Source organism: Halopseudomonas bauzanensis, assembly GCF_900114735.1.
Taxonomy (GTDB): domain Bacteria; phylum Pseudomonadota; class Gammaproteobacteria; order Pseudomonadales; family Pseudomonadaceae; genus Halopseudomonas; species Halopseudomonas bauzanensis.
On the sequence record NZ_FOUA01000004.1, the window covers coordinates 151,378 to 169,550 of the forward strand.

Here is an 18,173-nt window from a genome sequence, read left to right on the forward strand (position 1 = left end):
ACAGACATGAGTGACGCCGCGGTCTACGTCACCCTCGACTCGTTGCTGGAGGAGCGCCGGCATTGCCGCGAACTACCACTGTCCGGGCGCCCGCTGCATTCCGGGCGTCAGGCCGGCCAGCAATTGTCGCGGTTGCGTGGCCGGGGCATCGATTTTGATCAGGTGCGCCTTTACCAGCCGGGCGATGACATTCGCAATATCGACTGGCGCGTGACCGCACGCACCCGCAAAGCCCATACCAAGGTTTTCAATGAAGAGCGCGAACGGCCGGTATTCATCATCTGCGAACAAAGCAGCCGGCTGTTCTTCGGCTCTCAGCTGTGTTTCAAATCGGTGCTGGCTGCAGAGGCCTGCGCCCTGATCGCCTGGATGGCGCTGGCACACAACGACCGCATCGGCGGTATGGTATTCGATGCCGAGCAGTGCCATGAGGTGCGCCCGCGTCGCAGTCGACGGGCGATCCTGCAGCTGTTCAGCCAACTGCTCAAAGCGAATCAGGCGCTGCAACCGAGCATCGCCCCGCCTGGCAGCGAACCGCTGAATCTTGCGCTACGCCACAGCCGCGAGGTGATTCGCCCCGGCAGTATCCTCTATCTGCTCTGCGATCACGCTGCCATCGATGGCTTGAGCCAGCCGCTGCTCAATGCCTTGAGCGCGCACAGTGATCTGGTGCTGTTGCCGATATTTGATCCACTGGAGGCCAGCCTGCCCAGCAGTCCAGGGTTGGAGTTCGTGCAGGGTCAGCAGCGGCTTACACTCAACACCACCAATGCGTCGCTGCGTGAGGCCTGGGCCGCCCAATTCCTGACCCGCCAGCAAGGCTGGCAGCGGCTCGCGAGCCGGTTGCGCTGCGGCTTGCAGCCGCTGGAGACCAGTCGCACGCCGATCGACCAGCTCCAGTTGATGTTGAGCATGTACGCGCGGAGGCGGCATTGATGGAACAGGCGCTTCAGGCACAACTTACCCACCCGGCGCTGCCGCCGCCTATCCCCTGGTGGCCCCCGGCCCCCGGCTGGTGGCTGCTGGTGATCGGTGTTCTGTTGATCGCCCTCCTGCTGCCCTGGTTGCTGCGCCATGCCCGGCGGCGGCAACGGCGGCAGCAGCGCCAGAGTTGGCGAGTAGTCGCGGATGTGCCGGCCAGCCTGCCGGATGCCCAGTGGTTGGCCGCGATCAACACCCGGATCAAGCAGTTGTTGAAGCTACGGGGCGATGTCGCGGCGACCCGGTTGTTTGGCGAGGCCTGGCTCGATTATCTCTGCAGCCGCTATCCGGGGGCCCAGCGCCAGGCGCTGCAACCGCTGGCGGCGGATCTCTACCGACCGCAGGTCGATCTGAGCCCGGCACAGCGCCAGGCCCTGCTCGCAGAGTTGCGCCGCTGGGTGCGCCATCATGATGTTTGAATTCCATTGGCCGCTGTGCTTCCTGTTGCTGCCGCTGCCCTGGCTGTATCGGCGCTGGCTGCCTCCGGCCGAAACCCGCTCTGCCGCATTGCAGGTCGGTTTCATGGAACGGCTGCAAGCGTTGCAACCGCTGGCAGCCCAGCCGGGCAGTCCCGGCCGCAAGTGGCCATATCTGGTGGTCTGGGCGCTGCTGGTCGTGGCCGCCGCCCGCCCCCAGCTACTGGGCGACAGCTTGCCCACGGCGGTCACCGGCCGCGACATGATGCTGGCCCTGGACCTGTCCGGCAGCATGGAGTTTCGCGATATGCAGCTGGACAATAAACCCGTTGATCGACTTACGCTGGTCAAACACCTGCTCGGTGAGTTTGTCGAACGCCGCCGGGGGGACCGCCTGGGGCTCATCCTGTTCGGCTCGCAGGCCTATGTCCAGGCGCCCCTTACCCATGACCGCCAGGCCATCGGCGAATGGCTCGACGAAAGTTTTATCGGCCTGGCCGGCCGTGAAACCGCGATCGGCGATGCCATTGGCCTGGCTATCAAACGGCTGCTGGACGAACCCGCCGCCAGCCGGGTGCTGATTCTGATCACCGATGGCGCCAATACCGCCGGCAGCGTCAGCCCGCTGCGCGCTGCCCGGCTGGCCGCGGAGCACGGCATCCGCATCTTCAGTATCGGCGTGGGTGCCGACACCCTGGCCCCGGATGGCGTCACGTCCAGTCTCTGGGGGTTGCAGTTCGATCCGTCCATCGAACTGGATGAGGTGAGCCTCCGAGAGATTGCCCACCTCACCGGTGGGGCCTATTTCCGCGCCCGCAACGAAGCCGATCTGCAGGCCATTTATCAACAGCTCGACACTCTGGAGCCAGCACTGCGCGAAGGCCTGCCCGATCGCCAGGCCACCCCACTGTATCCCTGGCCTCTGGCGCTGGCGCTACTGCTGAGCCTGACGTTATCCAGCAACATGGTACGCCGGAGTCATCAGCATGACTGAATTGCTCGGCCTGTCCTTCGCCCGCCCGCTGTGGCTGCTGGTCTTGCCACCGGCGGTCATTCTGCTGGTGCTGTTATATCAGCGCGGCTGGCGTCAATCGGGCTGGGAACAGTTGCTGCCCGCCTCGCTGCGGCCCTGGTTGCTGCAACAACATCCCGGCGGCAGTCACGCGCTGCGCTTTGTCCTTCTCGGGCTGACCTGGACCCTGGCAATCCTGGCGTTGGCCGGTCCGGTGATGGACAGCACCAACCAACCCCGGCGGTTACCGGACAGTGCGGTGGTCATGGTGCTCGATGTATCGCGCAACATGCTGTCCGACGATCTTGCACCTGATCGCCTGCAGCGGGCCAAGCACAAGATCCGTACCTTGATGCAGGACTATCCTGACAGTCAGCTGGGGCTGGTCGCGTTCGCCGGCAGCGCCCACCGGGTGAGCCCGCTGAGCCGGGATCGTAATACGCTGCGCAGCCTGCTGACGGCCTTGGACCCGGAAATTATGCCGATCGACGGCCAGAACCTGGACCAGGCGATGGTATTGGCCCGGCAAATGCTTTCCGGCCACCCACAGAGCACCTCGCAGATACTGCTGTTGACCAGCGGTCTGGATAGCCCGGAGCGTGAAGTATTGGCCAGCCATGCCCGGGAACTCGGCGCGCAACTGGCCATTCTGGGCATTGGCACCGCCTCCGGTGCGCCGGTCCCTCTGCCAGAGGGCGGTTTCATGCGCGACAGCGAGGGGCGTATCCTGTTGCCCCGGCTCAATGGTCAACAGCTGGCAGCGGTGGCCCGCCAGCATGGTAGTCGTTACCATGGCATCACCGTCGGCAATCGGGACCTGGATTACTTGCTGCAGCCCTTGCGCACCACCACCGACGCCGAGGTGAGCGACCGTCACCTGCCACTGGATCAAGGCCACTGGCTGGTGCTACTGCTGTTGCCATTAGCCGCGCTAGGGGCACGGCGCGGCTGGTTAGGGGTGCTTCTGATTGCGGCGCTGCTGCCACCACCAGCGCAAGCCCTGAGCTGGGCGGATCTCTGGCAACGCCCCGACCAGCAGGCAATGCAGCTACTCGAGCAACAGCAGCCCGCCGCGGCTGCCGAGCGTTTTAGCGATCCAGCCTGGCACGCCTGGGCGTTATATCAGGCCGGAGACTACGAGCAAGCCGCCACGGCCTGGGCAGCACTGGCCGCCACCGAGCCCGACAATGCTGAGCATCATTTCAACCGCGGTACCGCTCAGGCCATGGCCGGCGACTATCAACCGGCGCTGGAGTCCTACGAGCAGGCCCTGACCCGGGACCCGAGACATACCGCCGCGCGGCACAACCGCGGTATCATCGAGGCGCTGCTGGAGCAGTTGCGACAGCAGCAACAGGAAGACGCCAGTACTGAGGGAGACGCGGCCTCATCAGGGGAACAGCCTCGCACAACCGGCAGTCAGACGGCTGGGAACGGCAACGGCAACGGCAACGGCAAAGAGCCCACCCCCGCCGCGTCAACATCCGCCCAGGGCAGCAAGGCTGACGCGACGCCGGGCAGCACAACGCCGGCGACCGGAGGCGCGGCATCTGGCGATCTGAACAACGGCCAGGCTAGCCCCTCAATGGGCAGCGGTCCGCAGCGGGAAGAAGGCGGCTCAACCAGCCCGCGCGGCCCACAGCAGCAAAACAACAACGCAGCATTGGAACAGCGACAGGCACTGCAACAATGGCTCAGGGAGATTCCGGATGATCCGGCGGAGTTGTTGCGGCGCAAATTTCTCTATCAACATCTGCAGCAACAGGAACCGCCGCGATGATTAGATTGATAACACTGTGGCTGTTGGTGGTGCTCAGCCCGCTGGCCCACGCTGCTCTGGATGCCAGCGTCGACCGCACCCGGTTGGTGGAAGGTGAAGCCCTGGAGCTGACCCTGGAAACCCCTTCGGCCAGCCGCCTGAGCGAGCTGGACCTGACCCCGCTGGAAGAAAACTTCGAGGTACAGCGCACCCGGCAATTGAGCCTGGTCAGCCAGGCCGACGGCAAAACCACTCCCGTCACCCGCTGGGTAGTCACACTGCTCCCCTTGCGCACCGGCTTTGTGGTCATCCCGCCGCTGCAGCTGGGCGCAGTGACGAGCCAGCCGGTCTCCCTGCAGGTACTGTCGGCAGCGCAAGCCGCCAGCGACAGCAGCGCGCAACTGGCGCCGGTGTTCATCGACAGCGAAGTGGATATCGAAACGCCCTATGTGCAGGCCCAGGTATTGTTGACCCTGCGCATCTACCACTCGGTATCGCTGTTCGACGATTCCACCCTGAGCGGCCTGGACATACCCAATGCCCGCGTCGAGAGCCTGGGGCCGCCCCGGCATTTCGAGCGGACCATGAACGGGGTACGCCACGGCGTGATCGAGATGCGCTACGCCCTCTTCGCCCAACAGAGCGGCGAGCTGGATATCCCCTCGCAACTGTTCAGCGCCACGGTATTGCAACCCACCAGCAATGAGCGATTCTCGGCGCGCACCGGCAAGCTGGTCCAGGTGCGCTCGCCGAGCATTCGCCTGCAGGTAAGACCTGTCCCTGACAGCTACCCTGCCGGTGCCCCCTGGTTGCCGGCGGCGGCGCTGAGTCTGAGCCAGACCTGGCAACCGGACCCCGGCATTGATCTGCTCAGTGGCGAGCCCCTGACACGAACATTGATCCTGGAAGCCCGCGGTCTGAATGCCAGCCAATTGCCGGCGCTGCAGAGCCTGACCACGGGCGCGGTCGATGAGTTGCGTCAGTATGCCGATCAACCACGATTGGAAAGCCGCAACAGTGATGAAGGCATCAGCAGCGCACGGCATGACAGCGCCGCGCTGGTCGCCCTGCAGGAAGGCTCCTATACCCTGCCGCCAGTCGTGGTCAACTGGTGGAATACCGAGCAGGACCGACTGGAGACTGCCACACTGGATGCGGTCACCCTGAACGTCAGTCGTAGTGGCGACTTTTCATCCACTGCCGGTCCGGTCAACTTTCCCATGGCCGAGCCCGCCCTGCTCTGGCCCTGGCAGCTGGCAACTGCATTGCTGATACTGGCATTGGCAGCCAGCCTGTATTTTCTGCGTCAGGCCCGCCGGGCGCTGGCCGACTTCAGCCTACCGGAAGCCGAAGAAGATCTGGGTGACCAGGATCAGGGCAACCCCTTGGCGGACCTGCAGGCGGCCTGTCGGACCAACCAGCCAGCGGATGCCCGCAAGGCGCTGGAAGCCTGGGCGCGCCAGCAGCATGGCGAGGGGCTGATTGGCCTGGCACATAATTACCTGGAGTTGGAAGAGGCTCTCGACGAACTCAATGCCTGCCTGTTCGGCCGTGCTCACCATCCCTGGCGCGGCAAGCCGCTGTGGCGTGCCGTGCGTATGGTCATCCAGAGCCGCCGCCGGGAAGCGGAGGAAGAACAGGCCGCCAAACCCGAAGGGCTGTACCCCGAAGTCTGAACCCCCATCGCAAGTGCAGGTGCTGCCGGGACTCCCGCCCCCAGCAAATGCTACCTCATGATCATTGCCAGCCTGCGCCTGCCCCTTGTGTCGAGCTCGAACCCGCCACTCCATAGGCGGTGACTTTCCGGGAGACCCACCCACCGAACAAACAAAAAGGCCGCACGGTTACCCGGGCGGCCTTTCGTCCTGCTTGCACAGATCAGTTGCGCATCTTGTCCGGACGGAGCAGGAAGCGCGCCAGGGCCGGCAACAGCCACAGGGCACCGAACATATTCCACAGGAACATGAAGGTCAGCAGAATGCCCATGTCAGCCTGGAACTTGATCGCGGAGAAGATCCAGGTCGCCACACCGATGGCCAGGGTGAAACCGGTGAAGGTCACCGCCTTGCCCGTGGTTTTCAGGGTTTCGTAATAGGCTTCCTGCAGCGGCATCCCCTGACGCAGATAGGTCTCCAGGCGGCTGTAGATATAGATGCCGTAGTCGACACCGATCCCCACCCCCAGCGCGATCACCGGCAGGGTCGCCACCTTCACTCCAATGCCGAGGAACGCCATCAGCGCGTTGGCAAGGACCGAGGTCAGCGCCAGCGGAATGATGATGCAGAGCACCGCACGGATCGAGCGGAACGTCACCAGACACATCAGGATGACCACCGCATAAACGGTAAGCAGCATTTTCAGCTGGGACTTCTCGATCACGACGTTCGTCGCCGCTTCGATACCCGCATTACCGGCAGCCAGCTTGAAGGTGATGTTCTCGGTGTTGTATTCCTCGGCGAATTCCTCGACCGCAGCGGTAGCCCGGGTGAGCGTGTCAGCCTTGTGGTCGTTGAGGAAGATCATCACCGGTGCCAGTGAGCAGCTGGCATTGAACATGCCTTCAGGGGCGCGGCTGATCGCGGTGTTCAGGTTGTCCTGGTTACGCGACAGCGCCTGCCACTTCAGGCTGCCCTCGTTGTTACCCATGATCACCTGCTTGGCCACGGTCACCAACGATACCGCCGATTGTACACCGGCCAGGTTGCTCATGCGCCATTCCAGCTGGTCGATGGCTTCCATGGTTTCATAGGCCGAACACATCTCCGGCGGCGTACTGACCATGACCACCAGAACGTCGGAACTGGTCGAGTAGTTACGGATGATAAAATCGTTATCCAGGTTGTAGCGCGAATCGGCGCGCAGCTCCGGTGCACCCGGATCAAGATCGCCGATCTCGACGTTTTTACCGTAATAGATGCCGAAGGCAAAGCCGAGAATGGCCAGCACCACGGAAATCGGTGCCACCGCTGGATGGGCGAAGCCGGAAATGGACTGCCACAGCTTCTGCGGACGAGAAACCATATCCCGGTTGCGCTGCACCGCACCCTTGCCGATACCGATATAGGACATCAGGATTGGCAGCAGCATCAGGTTGGTCAGGATGATCACACCCACCCCAACGGAAGCGGCAATACCCAGCTCGCGGATTACTTCAATCTCGATCAGCAGCAGGGTCACGAAACCCACACCGTCCGATACCAGCGCCACGATGCCCGGAATGTACAGCGAGCGAAAGGCGCGCCGGGCTGCGGTATAGGCATCATCCGCCCCGGCATATTCGATCGCCATGGCATTGATGATCTGCACGCCGTGGGAGATACCGATGGCGAATACGAGGAACGGTACCAGAATCGAATAAGGGTCCAGACCGAAGCCCATGGTACGCAACAGGCCGAGCTGCCAGATTACCGCGATAACCGAGCAGACCAGCGTGGTGAGCGAGCTTTTCAGGCAGCGAGTAAAGATCAGCAGCAGCACGAAGGTAATCAGCAGCGCCGCGCCGAAGAACATCACCACCTTGATGATACCGTCGATCAGGTCGCCGACCTTCTTGGCAAAGCCGATGATGTGGATGCTGATATTCGGGTTCTCGTTCTGGAACTCGCTGCGGATCTTCTCTTCCAGCAGGCGGGAGAACTCACCGTAATCCAGGCGGATCTGCTCCGACTGGTTTTCCGGGTTGGGATAGGATTCCTGCAGCGGCACATCGATGATGGTGGACTTGAAGTTATTCGCCACCAACCGACCGATTTCACCCGACTTGAGAATATTGACACGCAGCTCTTCCAGATCTTCTGCTGTCAGGTAAGCGGGCTTGCTGGCAACCGGACCACCGTCGAAACCGTATTCGGTCACTTCGGTCCAGCGCACGTTCGGTGTCCATAGCGACCGCAGATTGGCACGGTCCACGCCAGGCAGGAAGAACACCTCATCGTTGATGCGCTTGAGGGTCTCCATGTATTCGGTAGAGAAGATGTCGCCATCTTCAATGGCAACCGCAATCCGGATGGAGTTGCCGAGATTGCCCATATCGTCCTGATGCTCGATCATGTTGACGATATAGGGGTGTTCGAGGGGGATCATCTTCTCGAAGCTGGTGACCGGGCGGACCTGGGTCGCCTGAAAACCGAAAAAGATGGTCAGTGCCGCAAAGATCAGCAGCATGATCAGTCGGTTATTGAAGATGACACGCTCCACAAGTGGAGCGGTCTCCTGATGGTGTTTCGACATCCAGATTCTCCTGGCTTTAATTCTTCTTTGCACGAACGTCATCGTTCGCGGCGGTTTATTCTTCTTCTGCCGTCGGTACGGGCAGGGTCAGTGCAGTACCGCCAGCCGCCGACATGCCTTTCCCATCCGCCTTCACAGCGCCTCGCTGCCCTACCAGCACGATACTGCCGTCCTGCAGGCCAAACGCATTCGCCAGCGCCACCCGATCCGGGCGCACAGTCACCTGGAAACTGCGTCCATGATCATCGCTGACAACAACCACGCCACCAGTACCGACCACGATCAAACGACCATCAGCCGCAAGCTGCCCTCCCGACAGGGTCGCCTCCAACTCGCCGTTATTGGGCGTCAGCAGCTCGACCTGCTCCCAGCTTTCACCGAAATCAGTGGAACGGAACATGTTGCCGCGCAAACCCCACGCCAGCACCACACCGGGTTCGCCAGTACCGGCAACGCCAAACCAGGAACCGTCATAGGGCATGTCCGTCAGGGTTTCCCAGGTATCGCCGAAGTCGGCCGAACGGTACATCGTGCCCATTTCGCCGACCAGGAACAGTCCGGTGTCCTTGACGACCGTCAGGGCGTTGTAATGGAAACCATCTGGGTTATCGATATCGAAGGACACATCTTCCCAGGTCTGACCGCCATCCTCGGTACGCAGGAAAAGGCCATAGGCGCCCACGGCGAAGCCGGTCCGGGTATCACGGAACCAGACGTCCATCAGTGGTTTTTCCAGGAAGCCGAAACCTTCATCGTCCGGCGCATCGATTTCCGGATCACGGTATTGCACCGCCCAGCTTTCACCACCGTCAGAGGAATGCAGAATCAGCGAGTCGTGGCCCACCGCCCAGCCGTTGCGCTCATCGACGAAATCCACGGCAGTAAGCAGTTGGCGCGTCGGAGCCGGCGCCTGTAACCAGTTGCCACCCTGATCATCGGAATAGACTATATGGCCGCGTGAACCGACCGCCACCAGACGCTGGCCGGCCTGCTCGATGTCAAGCAGCAGAGATTTGCTCGCTTTCAGCGAAATAATTGCTGGTTTGAGATCGTCGCTGGCAACATCCTGTGCCATGGCCAGCGAGGCGGGCCCCATTAGTGCACCGGACAACCCCAGCGTCATGATGATTCTGCGAGATGAAACGCGCCAGGAATTTGGCTCGTGCATAGTCCTTCCCCTTTGTTCTTATAGACTCTCTGCCGATTGGCATGTCTGCCGAATACTATCGAGCTTTGACAAGGTCCGCCAACCGGGCTTGGTTATCTTTTGTTAATCATGTCGATGATAATGACTCGGCGCCGATCCCTTCCGATCGTCGCCAAAGTCGCCATATTCACTGCAAACTCATTCAATGTTGCAGAAAGGATTCCTTCTTGTTGCGGATTTTCTCGGGATTGATAAGGAAGCGGGCCAGCGCTGGCAACAGCAGCATCGCGCCGAACATGTTGACGATGAACATGAAGGTCAGCATCAGTCCCATATCAGCCTGGAACTTGATCGCGGAGAAGATCCAGGTCGCCACGCCGATGGCCAGACACAGGCCGGTGAACAATACCGCTTTCCCGGTGGAGCGCAGGGTCTGGTAATAGGCTTCCTGCAACGGCATGCCAGCGCGCAGGAAACTTTCCAGACGACTGTATATATAGATACCGTAGTCCACCCCGATACCCACCCCCAGCGCGATCACCGGTAAGGTCGCGACCTTCATGCCGATTCCCAGGAAGGCCATCAGCGCGTTACCCAGTACGGATGTCAGGATCAGTGGCAGAACAATACAGATGGTCGCCGGGAACGAGCGGAAGGTGAACAGGCACATGGCCCCAACCCAGATGTATACCAATACCAGGATGGTCAGTTCGGACGTCGCGATGATTTCGTTGGTTGCCGCTTCGATACCCGCATTGCCTGCCGCCAGCTTGAATTTCAGCGTATCGGTATCGTATTCCTCGGCGAAGGCCTTGACCTCGTCGGCCGCCCGCTCAAGGGTCTCGGCCTTGTGATCGTTGAGATAGATCAGCACCGGCGCCAGCGAGCAGGCACTGTTGAACATGCCCTCAGGGGCCCGGCTTATCGCGGTATTGAGGTTATCCTGGTTGCGTGACAGCCCCTGCCACTTCAGATTGCCCTCGTTGTTGCCCATGATCACCTGCTTGGCCACCGTCACCAGCGATACCGTCGACTGCACGCCAGGCACATTGTTCATGCGCCATTCCAGCTGATCGATTGCCTCCATGGTCTTGTAGGCCGAGCACATCTCCAATGGGGTTTCCACCATCACCACCAGGATGTCGGAACTGGTGGAGTAGTTGCTGATGATGAAGTCGTTATCGAGGTTGTAGCGCGAATCGGCATGCAATTCCGGCGCCCCTGGATCCAGATCGCCAATCTGCAGATTAGCCTTCTGATAGAGGAAGCTGCCGACCCCGGCGACCAGACCCAGAATCACGATCACCGGCGCCAGACGCGGATGCGCGACATTGGACAGAGCACGCCAGAACGGATGCTCGCGCACGGCATCACGCTTGCTGCGCTCGATTGCCCGCTTGCTGATACCCATATAGGAAATCGCCACCGGCAGCATGATCAGGTTGGTGAACACGATCACCGCCACACCCAGCGATGCGCCGATGGCCAACTCATGAATCACGCCGATGTCCAGGATAAGCAGCGCGATGAACCCCACGGCGTCGGCCAGGATGGCGATCATGCCAGGCAGGAACAGTTGGCGGAAGGTGCGCCGGGCAGCCATCAGAGCGCTGTCAGCGCCACCGGATTGCAAGGCGATACCGTTGATCTTCTGGACGCCATGGGAGATACCGATGGCAAAGATCAGAAACGGCACCAGCATCGAATAGGGGTCCAGTCCGAAACCGACCAGGTGGATCAGGCCGAGCTGCCAGACCACCGCTATCAGCGTCGTGACCAATACCGAGATGGTGCTGCGGATACACCAGGTGAACCAGTACAGCAGGCAGAAGGTAATGCCGACCGCGACGGCAAAGAACAACATCACCGCCGTCAGGCCCTCAATCAGATCACCGACCTTCTTGGCGAAGCCGACGATATGGATCTGGATGTTCGGGTTCTCATCCTGGAACTCATTACGGATCTTCTGCTCCAGCATGTCGGAGAACTGACCGTAATCCAGACGCATGAGCTCGGACTGATTTTCCGGGTTGGGATAGTATTCCTGCAGCGGCACTTCGATGATGCTGGATTTGAAGTTATTCGCCACCAGACGACCGATTTCCCCGGACTTGAGCACATTGATGCGCAGCTCGTCGAGGTCGTCCTCGGTTTCATAAGAAGGTCGGCTGGCCACCGGGCCGCCATCAAAGCCGTATTCGGTCACCTCGGTCCAGCGTACGTTCGGCGTCCACAAGGAGCGCAGCCCCGCCCGGTTCACACCCGGCAGAAAGAACACCTCGTCATTGATGCGCTTGAGCGTTTCCATGTATTCGCTGGAGAAGATATCCCCTTCCTTGATGGATACCGCGATACGGATGGAATTGCCCAGGCTCGCCAGGTCGTCCTGATGCTCGAGCATATTGACGATGTAGGGGTGTTCGAGCGGAATCATCTTCTCGAAGCTGGTATCGGGCCTGACCTTGGTGGCCTGATAGCCGAGAAACAGGGTCACCAGCGCAAACAGCACCACAACCGTCAACCGGTGATTGAAAACCAGACGCTCCATGAAGGTAGCTTCTTCCTGATCATTCTGGGACATCCAGACTCTCCTGGCTGTAATTATTATTGTCAGACTGCGGATAAGAGCACTGAAAAGCCTGCCTGGTGATCACGACTCGGGAGGAGGACGTGCTGGCAGGACCATGCGCGGTGCGCATGCAACCCAAGGATGCAGAATGAACAAGCACAAGAAAGGAGAGCGGCTCCATTGGAGCGATACGGATCACTGTCATGGGACAGCGCGGCGCAAACCTGTTCCTTCAGGAAATTACGCATGGAGACCCCTTGTTGTTATTGGTCACCCTGAGTGATCGGGTGACTTATCTTAGAGCGAATCGGGTAGCCCACCAATGCCTCATCGGTAATCTTTTGTAATCCATTTACCGACCAGAACAAAACCGCATTCTGTATCAATGAAAGCGTCGATGCAAGAACGCGTCGGACAGCCTGATCGGCTCTCCGACGCATCATCCACGTCAGGCCAGGGACTTGCTGACCACCTCGTAGACATCCGGCGACAGGTCATCGCTCGCCAGGATGCGTGCCAGCTCAGCTTTCATCAGCAGCTGGCGGGGCTCATCGAATTTTCGCCAACGGGTCAGCGGCGTCAGCATCCGCGAGGCGATCTGCGGGTTGAGCCGGTTCAGCTCGATGATCTGGTCCGCAACGAAACGGTAACCAGCGCCATCGGCACGGTGGAAGTTGGCCAGGTTCTGATTGGCAAAGGCACCGATCAATGCCCGTACCTTGTTCGGGTTACGCAAGGTGAAGGCTGGGTGCTTCATCAACCCCTGCACCCGCTCCAGGCCACCGGGCAGCGGGCTGGCGGCCTGGATGCTGAACCACTGGTCCATGACCAGCGGATAGGCATTCCAGCGCTGGGCGAACTCTTCCAGGGCGGCGTGCTTCTGTTGCTCGTGGGGCGAATTGACCAAGGCCACCAATGCCGCCTGACGGTCGGTCATGTTGCCGGCCTCGACAAATTGCTGCACGCATACCGACAACGCTTCGGAAGACTCGGTCAGCATCAGATAGCCAAGCAGCGTATTGCGCAGACTGCGGCGCGCCATGGATTCGGCATCGGCGCGGTAAGCGCCGGCGCCATCGCCCAGCTGCCGGAATCGCGACCACATGGTCTCGGCCAAGGCGGTTGCCAGCTCCCGGCGCACCCAGTCACGGACATGGTGGATGGCCTCGACATCAGCCTCCTCGGCCAGCTCCACCAGGTAGGCTTCAGACGGCAGGCGCAGGATTTCGGCCACCATCGCCGGGTCGAGACTGTCATCCTTCAGTACCGCGCGATGCACTTCGAGCAACCGCTGGTCCAGTAACAAGGGCCGTCCGGCCTGGTGAATCCCGATCAGCCCCTGCAGCACATCCACTGCCAGCGACTGCGCCGCCTCCCAGCGATTGAAGCCATCCGGGTCATGCATCGCAAGAAACACCCGATCATCCCGGGAATAGGGATAAACCAGCTTGACTGGCGCCGAGAAGCCGCGCAACAGCGACGGCAGCGGCTCTTCGCGGACGTTCTCGAAGACGAACAGCTGCTCGGCCTCGGTCACGGCCAACACGGTTTCCGTACCACGAGCCTGCGTTTCACCGGCCAGCTGCAGAGGCATTTCGCGCCCCTCGCCGTCCAGCAATGCCAGGCGCAGCGGAATCACGAAGGGTAGTTTCTCGGTCTGACCCGGGGTTGCCGGGCAGCTCTGCCGGCACAGCAACTGGAAGGTCGAGCTCGCCGCATCATAGCGACCGTCGACCTGGAGTACCGGGGTACCCGCCTGACTGTACCAGCGCTTGAATTGAGTGAAATCCGCCTCGTTGGCATCTTCCAGGGCAGCAATGAAATCGTCACAGGTCACTGCCTGGCCATCATGGCGCTCGAAGTACAGATCAGTACCTTTGCGGAAACCCTCGGCACCCAGCAGCGTGTGCAGCATGCGCACCACTTCCGCGCCCTTCTCATAGATCGTCAGGGTATAGAAGTTGGATATTTCCATATAAGAGTCGGGGCGCACCGGATGCGCCATGGGCCCGGCGTCCTCGGCGAACTGGTTGGCCCGCAGGAAGGTGACATCCTCGATGCGCTTGACCGTGCGCGAGTTCATGTCAGCGCTGAATTCGGCATCACGAAAAACCGTGAAACCCTCCTTCAGCGACAGCTGGAACCAGTCGCGACAGGTAACCCGGTTGCCGGACCAGTTGTGGAAATATTCATGGGCAACCACCGCCTCGACCCGCTGGAACGCCATATCGGTGGCGGTATCGGGGTGGGCCAGCACGCAACTGGAGTTGAAGATGTTCAACCCCTTGTTTTCCATCGCGCCCATATTGAAGTCGTTGACCGCAACGATCATGAAGATATCCAGATCATACTCGCGCCCATAGACTTCTTCGTCCCAGCGCATGGAGCGCTTGAGGCTATCCATGGCGTGGCCGCACTGCTCGCGGTTCTCCGGTTCAACATAGATACGCAGCTCGACTTCCCGGCCGCTCATCGTAGTGAAGCTGTCATCGATACGGTACAGATCGCCGGCGACCAGGGCGAACAGATAGGCTGGCTTGGGGAACGGATCTTCCCATGTCGCCCAGTGCCGACCACCTTCGTGCTCACCACTGGCGATCAGGTTGCCGTTGGACAGCAGCACCGGATAGCTCCCACGCTCAGCCATCACCGTGGTAGTGAACCGGCTCATCACATCCGGGCGGTCCAGGTAATAGGTGATCTTGCGAAACCCCTCGGCTTCACACTGGGTACAGAACATGCCCCCGGACTTGTACAGACCTTCCAGCGCGGTATTGTTCTGCGGCTCAATACGGGTAGTGATCGCCAGCTCGAACTCGCGCGCCTGCGGCTGCAGCGTCAGACTGGAATCGTCCACCTGCCAGGCATCGGCCGTCAGCGCCTGTTCGTCCAGCGCCACGCTCTGCAACACCAGGTCCTGGCCGTGCAGCACCAATGGCGGCAGCGCTCCACCCTCCCCCGCGGCATTGGCACGCATGGCCAGGCGGCTGTGCACCAGGGCATGGTCCTCGAACAGTTCGAAGGTCAGGTGGGTTTCATCGATCAGATAATCGGGCTGTCTGTAGTCCGTGAGGTGAATGGTCGTGGGTTGTTCGGTACGCATGGAAGACTCCTCAGGACACACTGAAAGCCATAGAGTAGGCAGTGTATTTGCGAATATTGATGACCGCGGTATCCAGCAACAGATATTGACCCTTGATGCCAAGCAAGGTGCCTTCCAATACCGGCTCCTTGTCCAGGTTGGCCGATTGCGGCTTGGCACTGTACTCCAGCACCGGATAGCGGATGTCCTGCACCTGGGCATCAGGCAACGGCTGGATGGCCTGCAGACCGAAGCGGGCCTGCAACGCCTCAACCCCCTCACGGGCGCCCGCCAGCAAGCGATCACGTTCGGCGATCAGATCAAGCGGTTCCGGCTCGCCGCGCAGCAGCGCCCGCCAGTTGGTCTTGTCGGCCACCTGCTCGCGCAACAGGTCTTCCACCAGCCCGGATTGCTGCCGGGTCGCCACTCGCAGGATCGGCAATGCCTGGCTGGCGCCCTGATCAATCCAGCGGGTCGGGATCTGGGTGGCGCGGGTAATGCCGACCTTCAACCCCGAGGAGTTGGCCAGATAGACGATATGATCGGTCATGCAGAACTGCTCACCCCAGGCCGGCTCGCGGCAGGTGTTCAACTCGTAGTGGCAGCGTTCCGGGCTCATGATGCAGACGTCACAGCGTGCCAGCTTGGTCATGCAGGGGTAACAGTAGCCCTGGCTGTAGCTTTTCTTGGTTCGCCGGCCGCAGTGCATGCAATGGATTTCACCCAGTGCCTGCAACCGTATCGTGCGGCCGAGCAGCTGATTCAATGGTACCTGTTGCTCGCCCAGGGGCAGGCTGTAATCGACGGGTTCACCCAGAGCCCCAAGCAGCTTGCGGATGCTGCCCTCACCACTGACGAACGACATCAGTGCAGGGTGCCCTTGGCGGGGGTAAACAGGGATTCGTCAAGATTGGACGGCGCCTTCGCCTGGTTCTTGCAGGTCTGGCCGATATAACCGGTGCGCTCTTCTTCCGGCAGATTGTCCATTTCCCAGGCAATGATCGCCTGCAGGCACAATTCCTTCTGCTCCTGGGTCAGCTTGCGGCCGTCGGACCACTTGCCCAATTCGATGGCCTGCTTGAGGCTCTCGTACACCTCGGGAGAGATATTGCGCAACATGTCGATAAAGGTATTCATGGGTTCTCCGGAGCATGGTTCATTAGCCGGGCATTGTACCTTGTCAGCGCATGCGCTGCAGGCCGCCGGCGATCGCGCCGCACAGGGAGCCGATGACCAGCCCGCCGACATGGGCCGCATTGGCAATGGCGCCGAAACCGAGCATCGTCACCACACCGGACAGGCACAGCACCAGCCAGCCGAGCATCATCACCACCACGCCCCGGGGCAAATCGAAATGCACGTTTGGCGCCAGCGTCTGATACAGCCAGCAATAGCCCAGCAGGCCGTAGAGTACCCCCGACAAGCCGCCAAAGAGCGCCGGCCCGCCGAACAACCATTGCGCGGTATTGGAGATCACTGCGAATAACAGCGTCAGGCCGAGCAGCCACCAGCCGCCGGAGCGCAATTCGATACGCCGGCCCAGCTCCCAGTACCAAAGGGCATTGAACGCCAGGTGCAGCCAGCCAAAATGCAGGAACATCGGTGCCACCAGCCGCCACCATTGATCCATATCCGGTGCCGCAGCGATGTAGCCGGCAGGCGTAACCGGCGTAAAGGTGAACAGGACAACGGTCTGGATGTTACTCCCCAGCCCGGTGATCAGCGCCACCACCGCAGTGACCAGAAGCACCAGCAGAGTGACCGGGATCAGCCGCGCCATCCGCTGCCAGGCCAGCCGCGGCGGTCGGCGTGGCGCGGCGGGTGTCGAATCGGCGACCGGCTCCGGCACGCCCTGGGTATACAGCCCGCGAACAATGGCCGCATCCGCCTCGTTGCGGGTCCAGATCACCTGCTGGCCCCGCTCTTCAGTGATCCGGTGCGCCACCCCCCGCGCCCGGAGAAAATGGGTCAGGCTGCTCAGGTCCTCATCCAGCCGGCACTGCAAGGCACGATACATGCTCATCTCACATCCACCCAGACGAAATGGTCACGCAGCAGCTCCGTCTCGCCGCTCCAACGGTAAGCGGCCAGCTTGCCGAACTTGACCGCGCTGTAGTCCAGGCACGCCAGGTTCGCCCGGATGGCACGCGGTTCGCCCTCCTGCCAGTAGTGGCCGACGAACAGCGGCGGTTCATCAGCACCGTAGATCAGCAGCTCCGCCTTCTGCCGGTCGGTCAGCGGGCGGATGGCGATATGCTCGGGCAGGCCGTCGGGCTGGAACACGATATCACCGTAGGTCTGCGGCGCTTCTTCCCAGAACTTGGTGCGGAACATGGCCCGGGTGACGCCGTCGCGTCCGGTCATGGTCAGGCCATGGGGCAGCGGCATGCCGGTACCGCGCAGCAGGCGATCGAATACCTGATCGGCAAAGCCATCGCGTTCAACCGATGCCTGCACAAACTCGATATCCGGACAGGCGTCGGGGTATTGCGCAGTGAATGACCTGATCAGTTCGTCATCCCAACAGGCATGCACCAGGCGGAACTGGCCCATATCCAGGTACAGCGGCAGGGTCCAGAACCAGTCGATGAAGTCGTCCCATTCAGCCTGCCGGTTGGCAAACTGGTCCAGCGTGGCCTGGATCTGGCGGCGGTTGCGGTCGGTATGCTCGCGCACATATCGCCGACCGCTACCGGCTGATGCCGGCGTCACCCAACCCAGGGCATTGAATTCGTGGTTACCCATGATGCAACGGGCCGCGCCCGCTTCCACCATGTCGCGCACCAGATGCAGCGCTTCGCGGATACGCGGCCCGCGGTCGATGATGTCACCGAGAAACAGTGCCTGGCGCTGCGGGTGTCGCCAGATACCACTGACTCGCGCATAGCCCATCTGTTCCAGCAGCGCTTCCAATGTGTGCGCGCAACCATGCACATCGCCAATGATGTCGTAGCCCTGCCTATGCTCTACCGCCATG

At 61.1% G+C, this 18,173-nt stretch carries 13 protein-coding genes; 5 read left to right on the forward strand and 8 right to left on the reverse strand.

Going from position 1 to position 18,173, the window contains the following annotated elements; translation table 11 throughout:
* The first annotated feature begins 6 nt into the window (after positions 1–6).
* Genes BM267_RS10675 through BM267_RS10695 form a run of 5 tightly spaced genes read left to right on the forward strand, consistent with a single transcriptional unit; the run spans position 7 to position 5,844 of the window.
* On the forward strand, positions 7–936 hold the full coding sequence (locus BM267_RS10675) for a DUF58 domain-containing protein (protein WP_074779931.1): 930 nt from the start codon (positions 7–9) through the stop codon (positions 934–936).
* A complete protein-coding gene (locus tag BM267_RS10680; RefSeq protein ID WP_074779933.1) occupies positions 936–1,400 on the forward strand; it encodes a DUF4381 family protein in 465 nt (154 codons plus the stop codon). Before BM267_RS10675 ends, BM267_RS10680 begins: the two co-directional genes overlap by 1 nt.
* Entirely contained in the window at positions 1,390–2,391 is a 1,002-nt protein-coding gene (locus BM267_RS10685; RefSeq protein ID WP_235818270.1) for a vWA domain-containing protein, read from the forward strand. The genes BM267_RS10680 and BM267_RS10685 overlap by 11 nt, the downstream gene beginning before the upstream one ends.
* A complete protein-coding gene (locus BM267_RS10690) occupies positions 2,384–4,189 on the forward strand; it encodes a VWA domain-containing protein (RefSeq protein WP_074779935.1) in 1,806 nt (601 codons plus the stop codon). The genes BM267_RS10685 and BM267_RS10690 overlap by 8 nt, the downstream gene beginning before the upstream one ends.
* Positions 4,186–5,844, forward strand: a complete 1,659-nt coding sequence (locus tag BM267_RS10695; RefSeq protein WP_074779937.1) for a BatD family protein — start codon at positions 4,186–4,188, stop codon at positions 5,842–5,844. Before BM267_RS10690 ends, BM267_RS10695 begins: the two co-directional genes overlap by 4 nt.
* Before the next feature lie 202 nt (positions 5,845–6,046).
* Here the strand turns inward: BM267_RS10695 and BM267_RS10700 are convergent, their stop codons facing one another.
* From BM267_RS10700 to BM267_RS10735, 8 genes are all read right to left on the reverse strand, one after another.
* A complete protein-coding gene (locus tag BM267_RS10700) occupies positions 6,047–8,398 on the reverse strand; it encodes an efflux RND transporter permease subunit (RefSeq protein WP_036992397.1) in 2,352 nt (783 codons plus the stop codon).
* A gap of 55 nt (positions 8,399–8,453) precedes the next feature.
* Positions 8,454–9,566: a WD40/YVTN/BNR-like repeat-containing protein gene (locus BM267_RS10705; RefSeq protein ID WP_083392493.1), complete on the reverse strand. Its 1,113-nt coding sequence runs from the start codon at positions 9,564–9,566 to the stop codon at positions 8,454–8,456.
* A gap of 181 nt (positions 9,567–9,747) precedes the next feature.
* On the reverse strand, positions 9,748–12,126 hold the full coding sequence (locus BM267_RS10710; RefSeq protein WP_074779939.1) for an efflux RND transporter permease subunit: 2,379 nt from the start codon (positions 12,124–12,126) through the stop codon (positions 9,748–9,750).
* A 436-nt stretch (positions 12,127–12,562) separates the two neighbouring features.
* Positions 12,563–15,217 carry an aminopeptidase N gene (gene pepN, locus BM267_RS10715; RefSeq protein WP_074779941.1) on the reverse strand — a complete coding sequence of 885 codons (2,655 nt, stop codon included), beginning with the start codon at positions 15,215–15,217 and terminating at the stop codon, positions 12,563–12,565.
* A 10-nt stretch (positions 15,218–15,227) separates the two neighbouring features.
* A complete protein-coding gene (locus BM267_RS10720; RefSeq protein ID WP_074779943.1) occupies positions 15,228–16,061 on the reverse strand; it encodes a DUF2797 domain-containing protein in 834 nt (277 codons plus the stop codon).
* Positions 16,061–16,333 (reverse strand): YeaC family protein, encoded by a 273-nt coding sequence (locus BM267_RS10725; RefSeq protein WP_036992404.1) that lies wholly within the window; start codon positions 16,331–16,333, stop codon positions 16,061–16,063. The genes BM267_RS10720 and BM267_RS10725 overlap by 1 nt, the downstream gene beginning before the upstream one ends.
* 43 nt (positions 16,334–16,376) lie before the next feature.
* Entirely contained in the window at positions 16,377–17,219 is an 843-nt protein-coding gene (locus tag BM267_RS10730; protein ID WP_074779945.1) for a rhomboid family intramembrane serine protease, read from the reverse strand.
* On the reverse strand, positions 17,216–18,172 hold the full coding sequence (locus tag BM267_RS10735) for a metallophosphoesterase (protein ID WP_074779947.1): 957 nt from the start codon (positions 18,170–18,172) through the stop codon (positions 17,216–17,218). Before BM267_RS10735 ends, BM267_RS10730 begins: the two co-directional genes overlap by 4 nt.
* Between the last annotated feature and the right edge of the window lies 1 nt (position 18,173).

Coding starts and splice junctions, on each gene's coding strand:
- BM267_RS10675 (WP_074779931.1), top strand. CDS start 7: ATGAGTGACGCCGCGGTCTACGTCACCCTCGACTCGTTGCTGGAGGAG.
- BM267_RS10700 (WP_036992397.1), bottom strand. CDS start 8,398: ATGTCGAAACACCATCAGGAGACCGCTCCACTTGTGGAGCGTGTCATC.
- BM267_RS10725 (WP_036992404.1), bottom strand. CDS start 16,333: ATGAATACCTTTATCGACATGTTGCGCAATATCTCTCCCGAGGTGTAC.
- pepN (WP_074779941.1), bottom strand. CDS start 15,217: ATGCGTACCGAACAACCCACGACCATTCACCTCACGGACTACAGACAG.
- BM267_RS10730 (WP_074779945.1), bottom strand. CDS start 17,219: ATGAGCATGTATCGTGCCTTGCAGTGCCGGCTGGATGAGGACCTGAGC.
- BM267_RS10690 (WP_074779935.1), top strand. CDS start 2,384: ATGACTGAATTGCTCGGCCTGTCCTTCGCCCGCCCGCTGTGGCTGCTG.
- BM267_RS10710 (WP_074779939.1), bottom strand. CDS start 12,126: ATGTCCCAGAATGATCAGGAAGAAGCTACCTTCATGGAGCGTCTGGTT.
- BM267_RS10735 (WP_074779947.1), bottom strand. CDS start 18,172: ATGGCGGTAGAGCATAGGCAGGGCTACGACATCATTGGCGATGTGCAT.
- BM267_RS10720 (WP_074779943.1), bottom strand. CDS start 16,061: ATGTCGTTCGTCAGTGGTGAGGGCAGCATCCGCAAGCTGCTTGGGGCT.
- BM267_RS10695 (WP_074779937.1), top strand. CDS start 4,186: ATGATTAGATTGATAACACTGTGGCTGTTGGTGGTGCTCAGCCCGCTG.
- BM267_RS10705 (WP_083392493.1), bottom strand. CDS start 9,566: ATGCACGAGCCAAATTCCTGGCGCGTTTCATCTCGCAGAATCATCATG.
- BM267_RS10685 (WP_235818270.1), top strand. CDS start 1,390: ATGATGTTTGAATTCCATTGGCCGCTGTGCTTCCTGTTGCTGCCGCTG.
- BM267_RS10680 (WP_074779933.1), top strand. CDS start 936: ATGGAACAGGCGCTTCAGGCACAACTTACCCACCCGGCGCTGCCGCCG.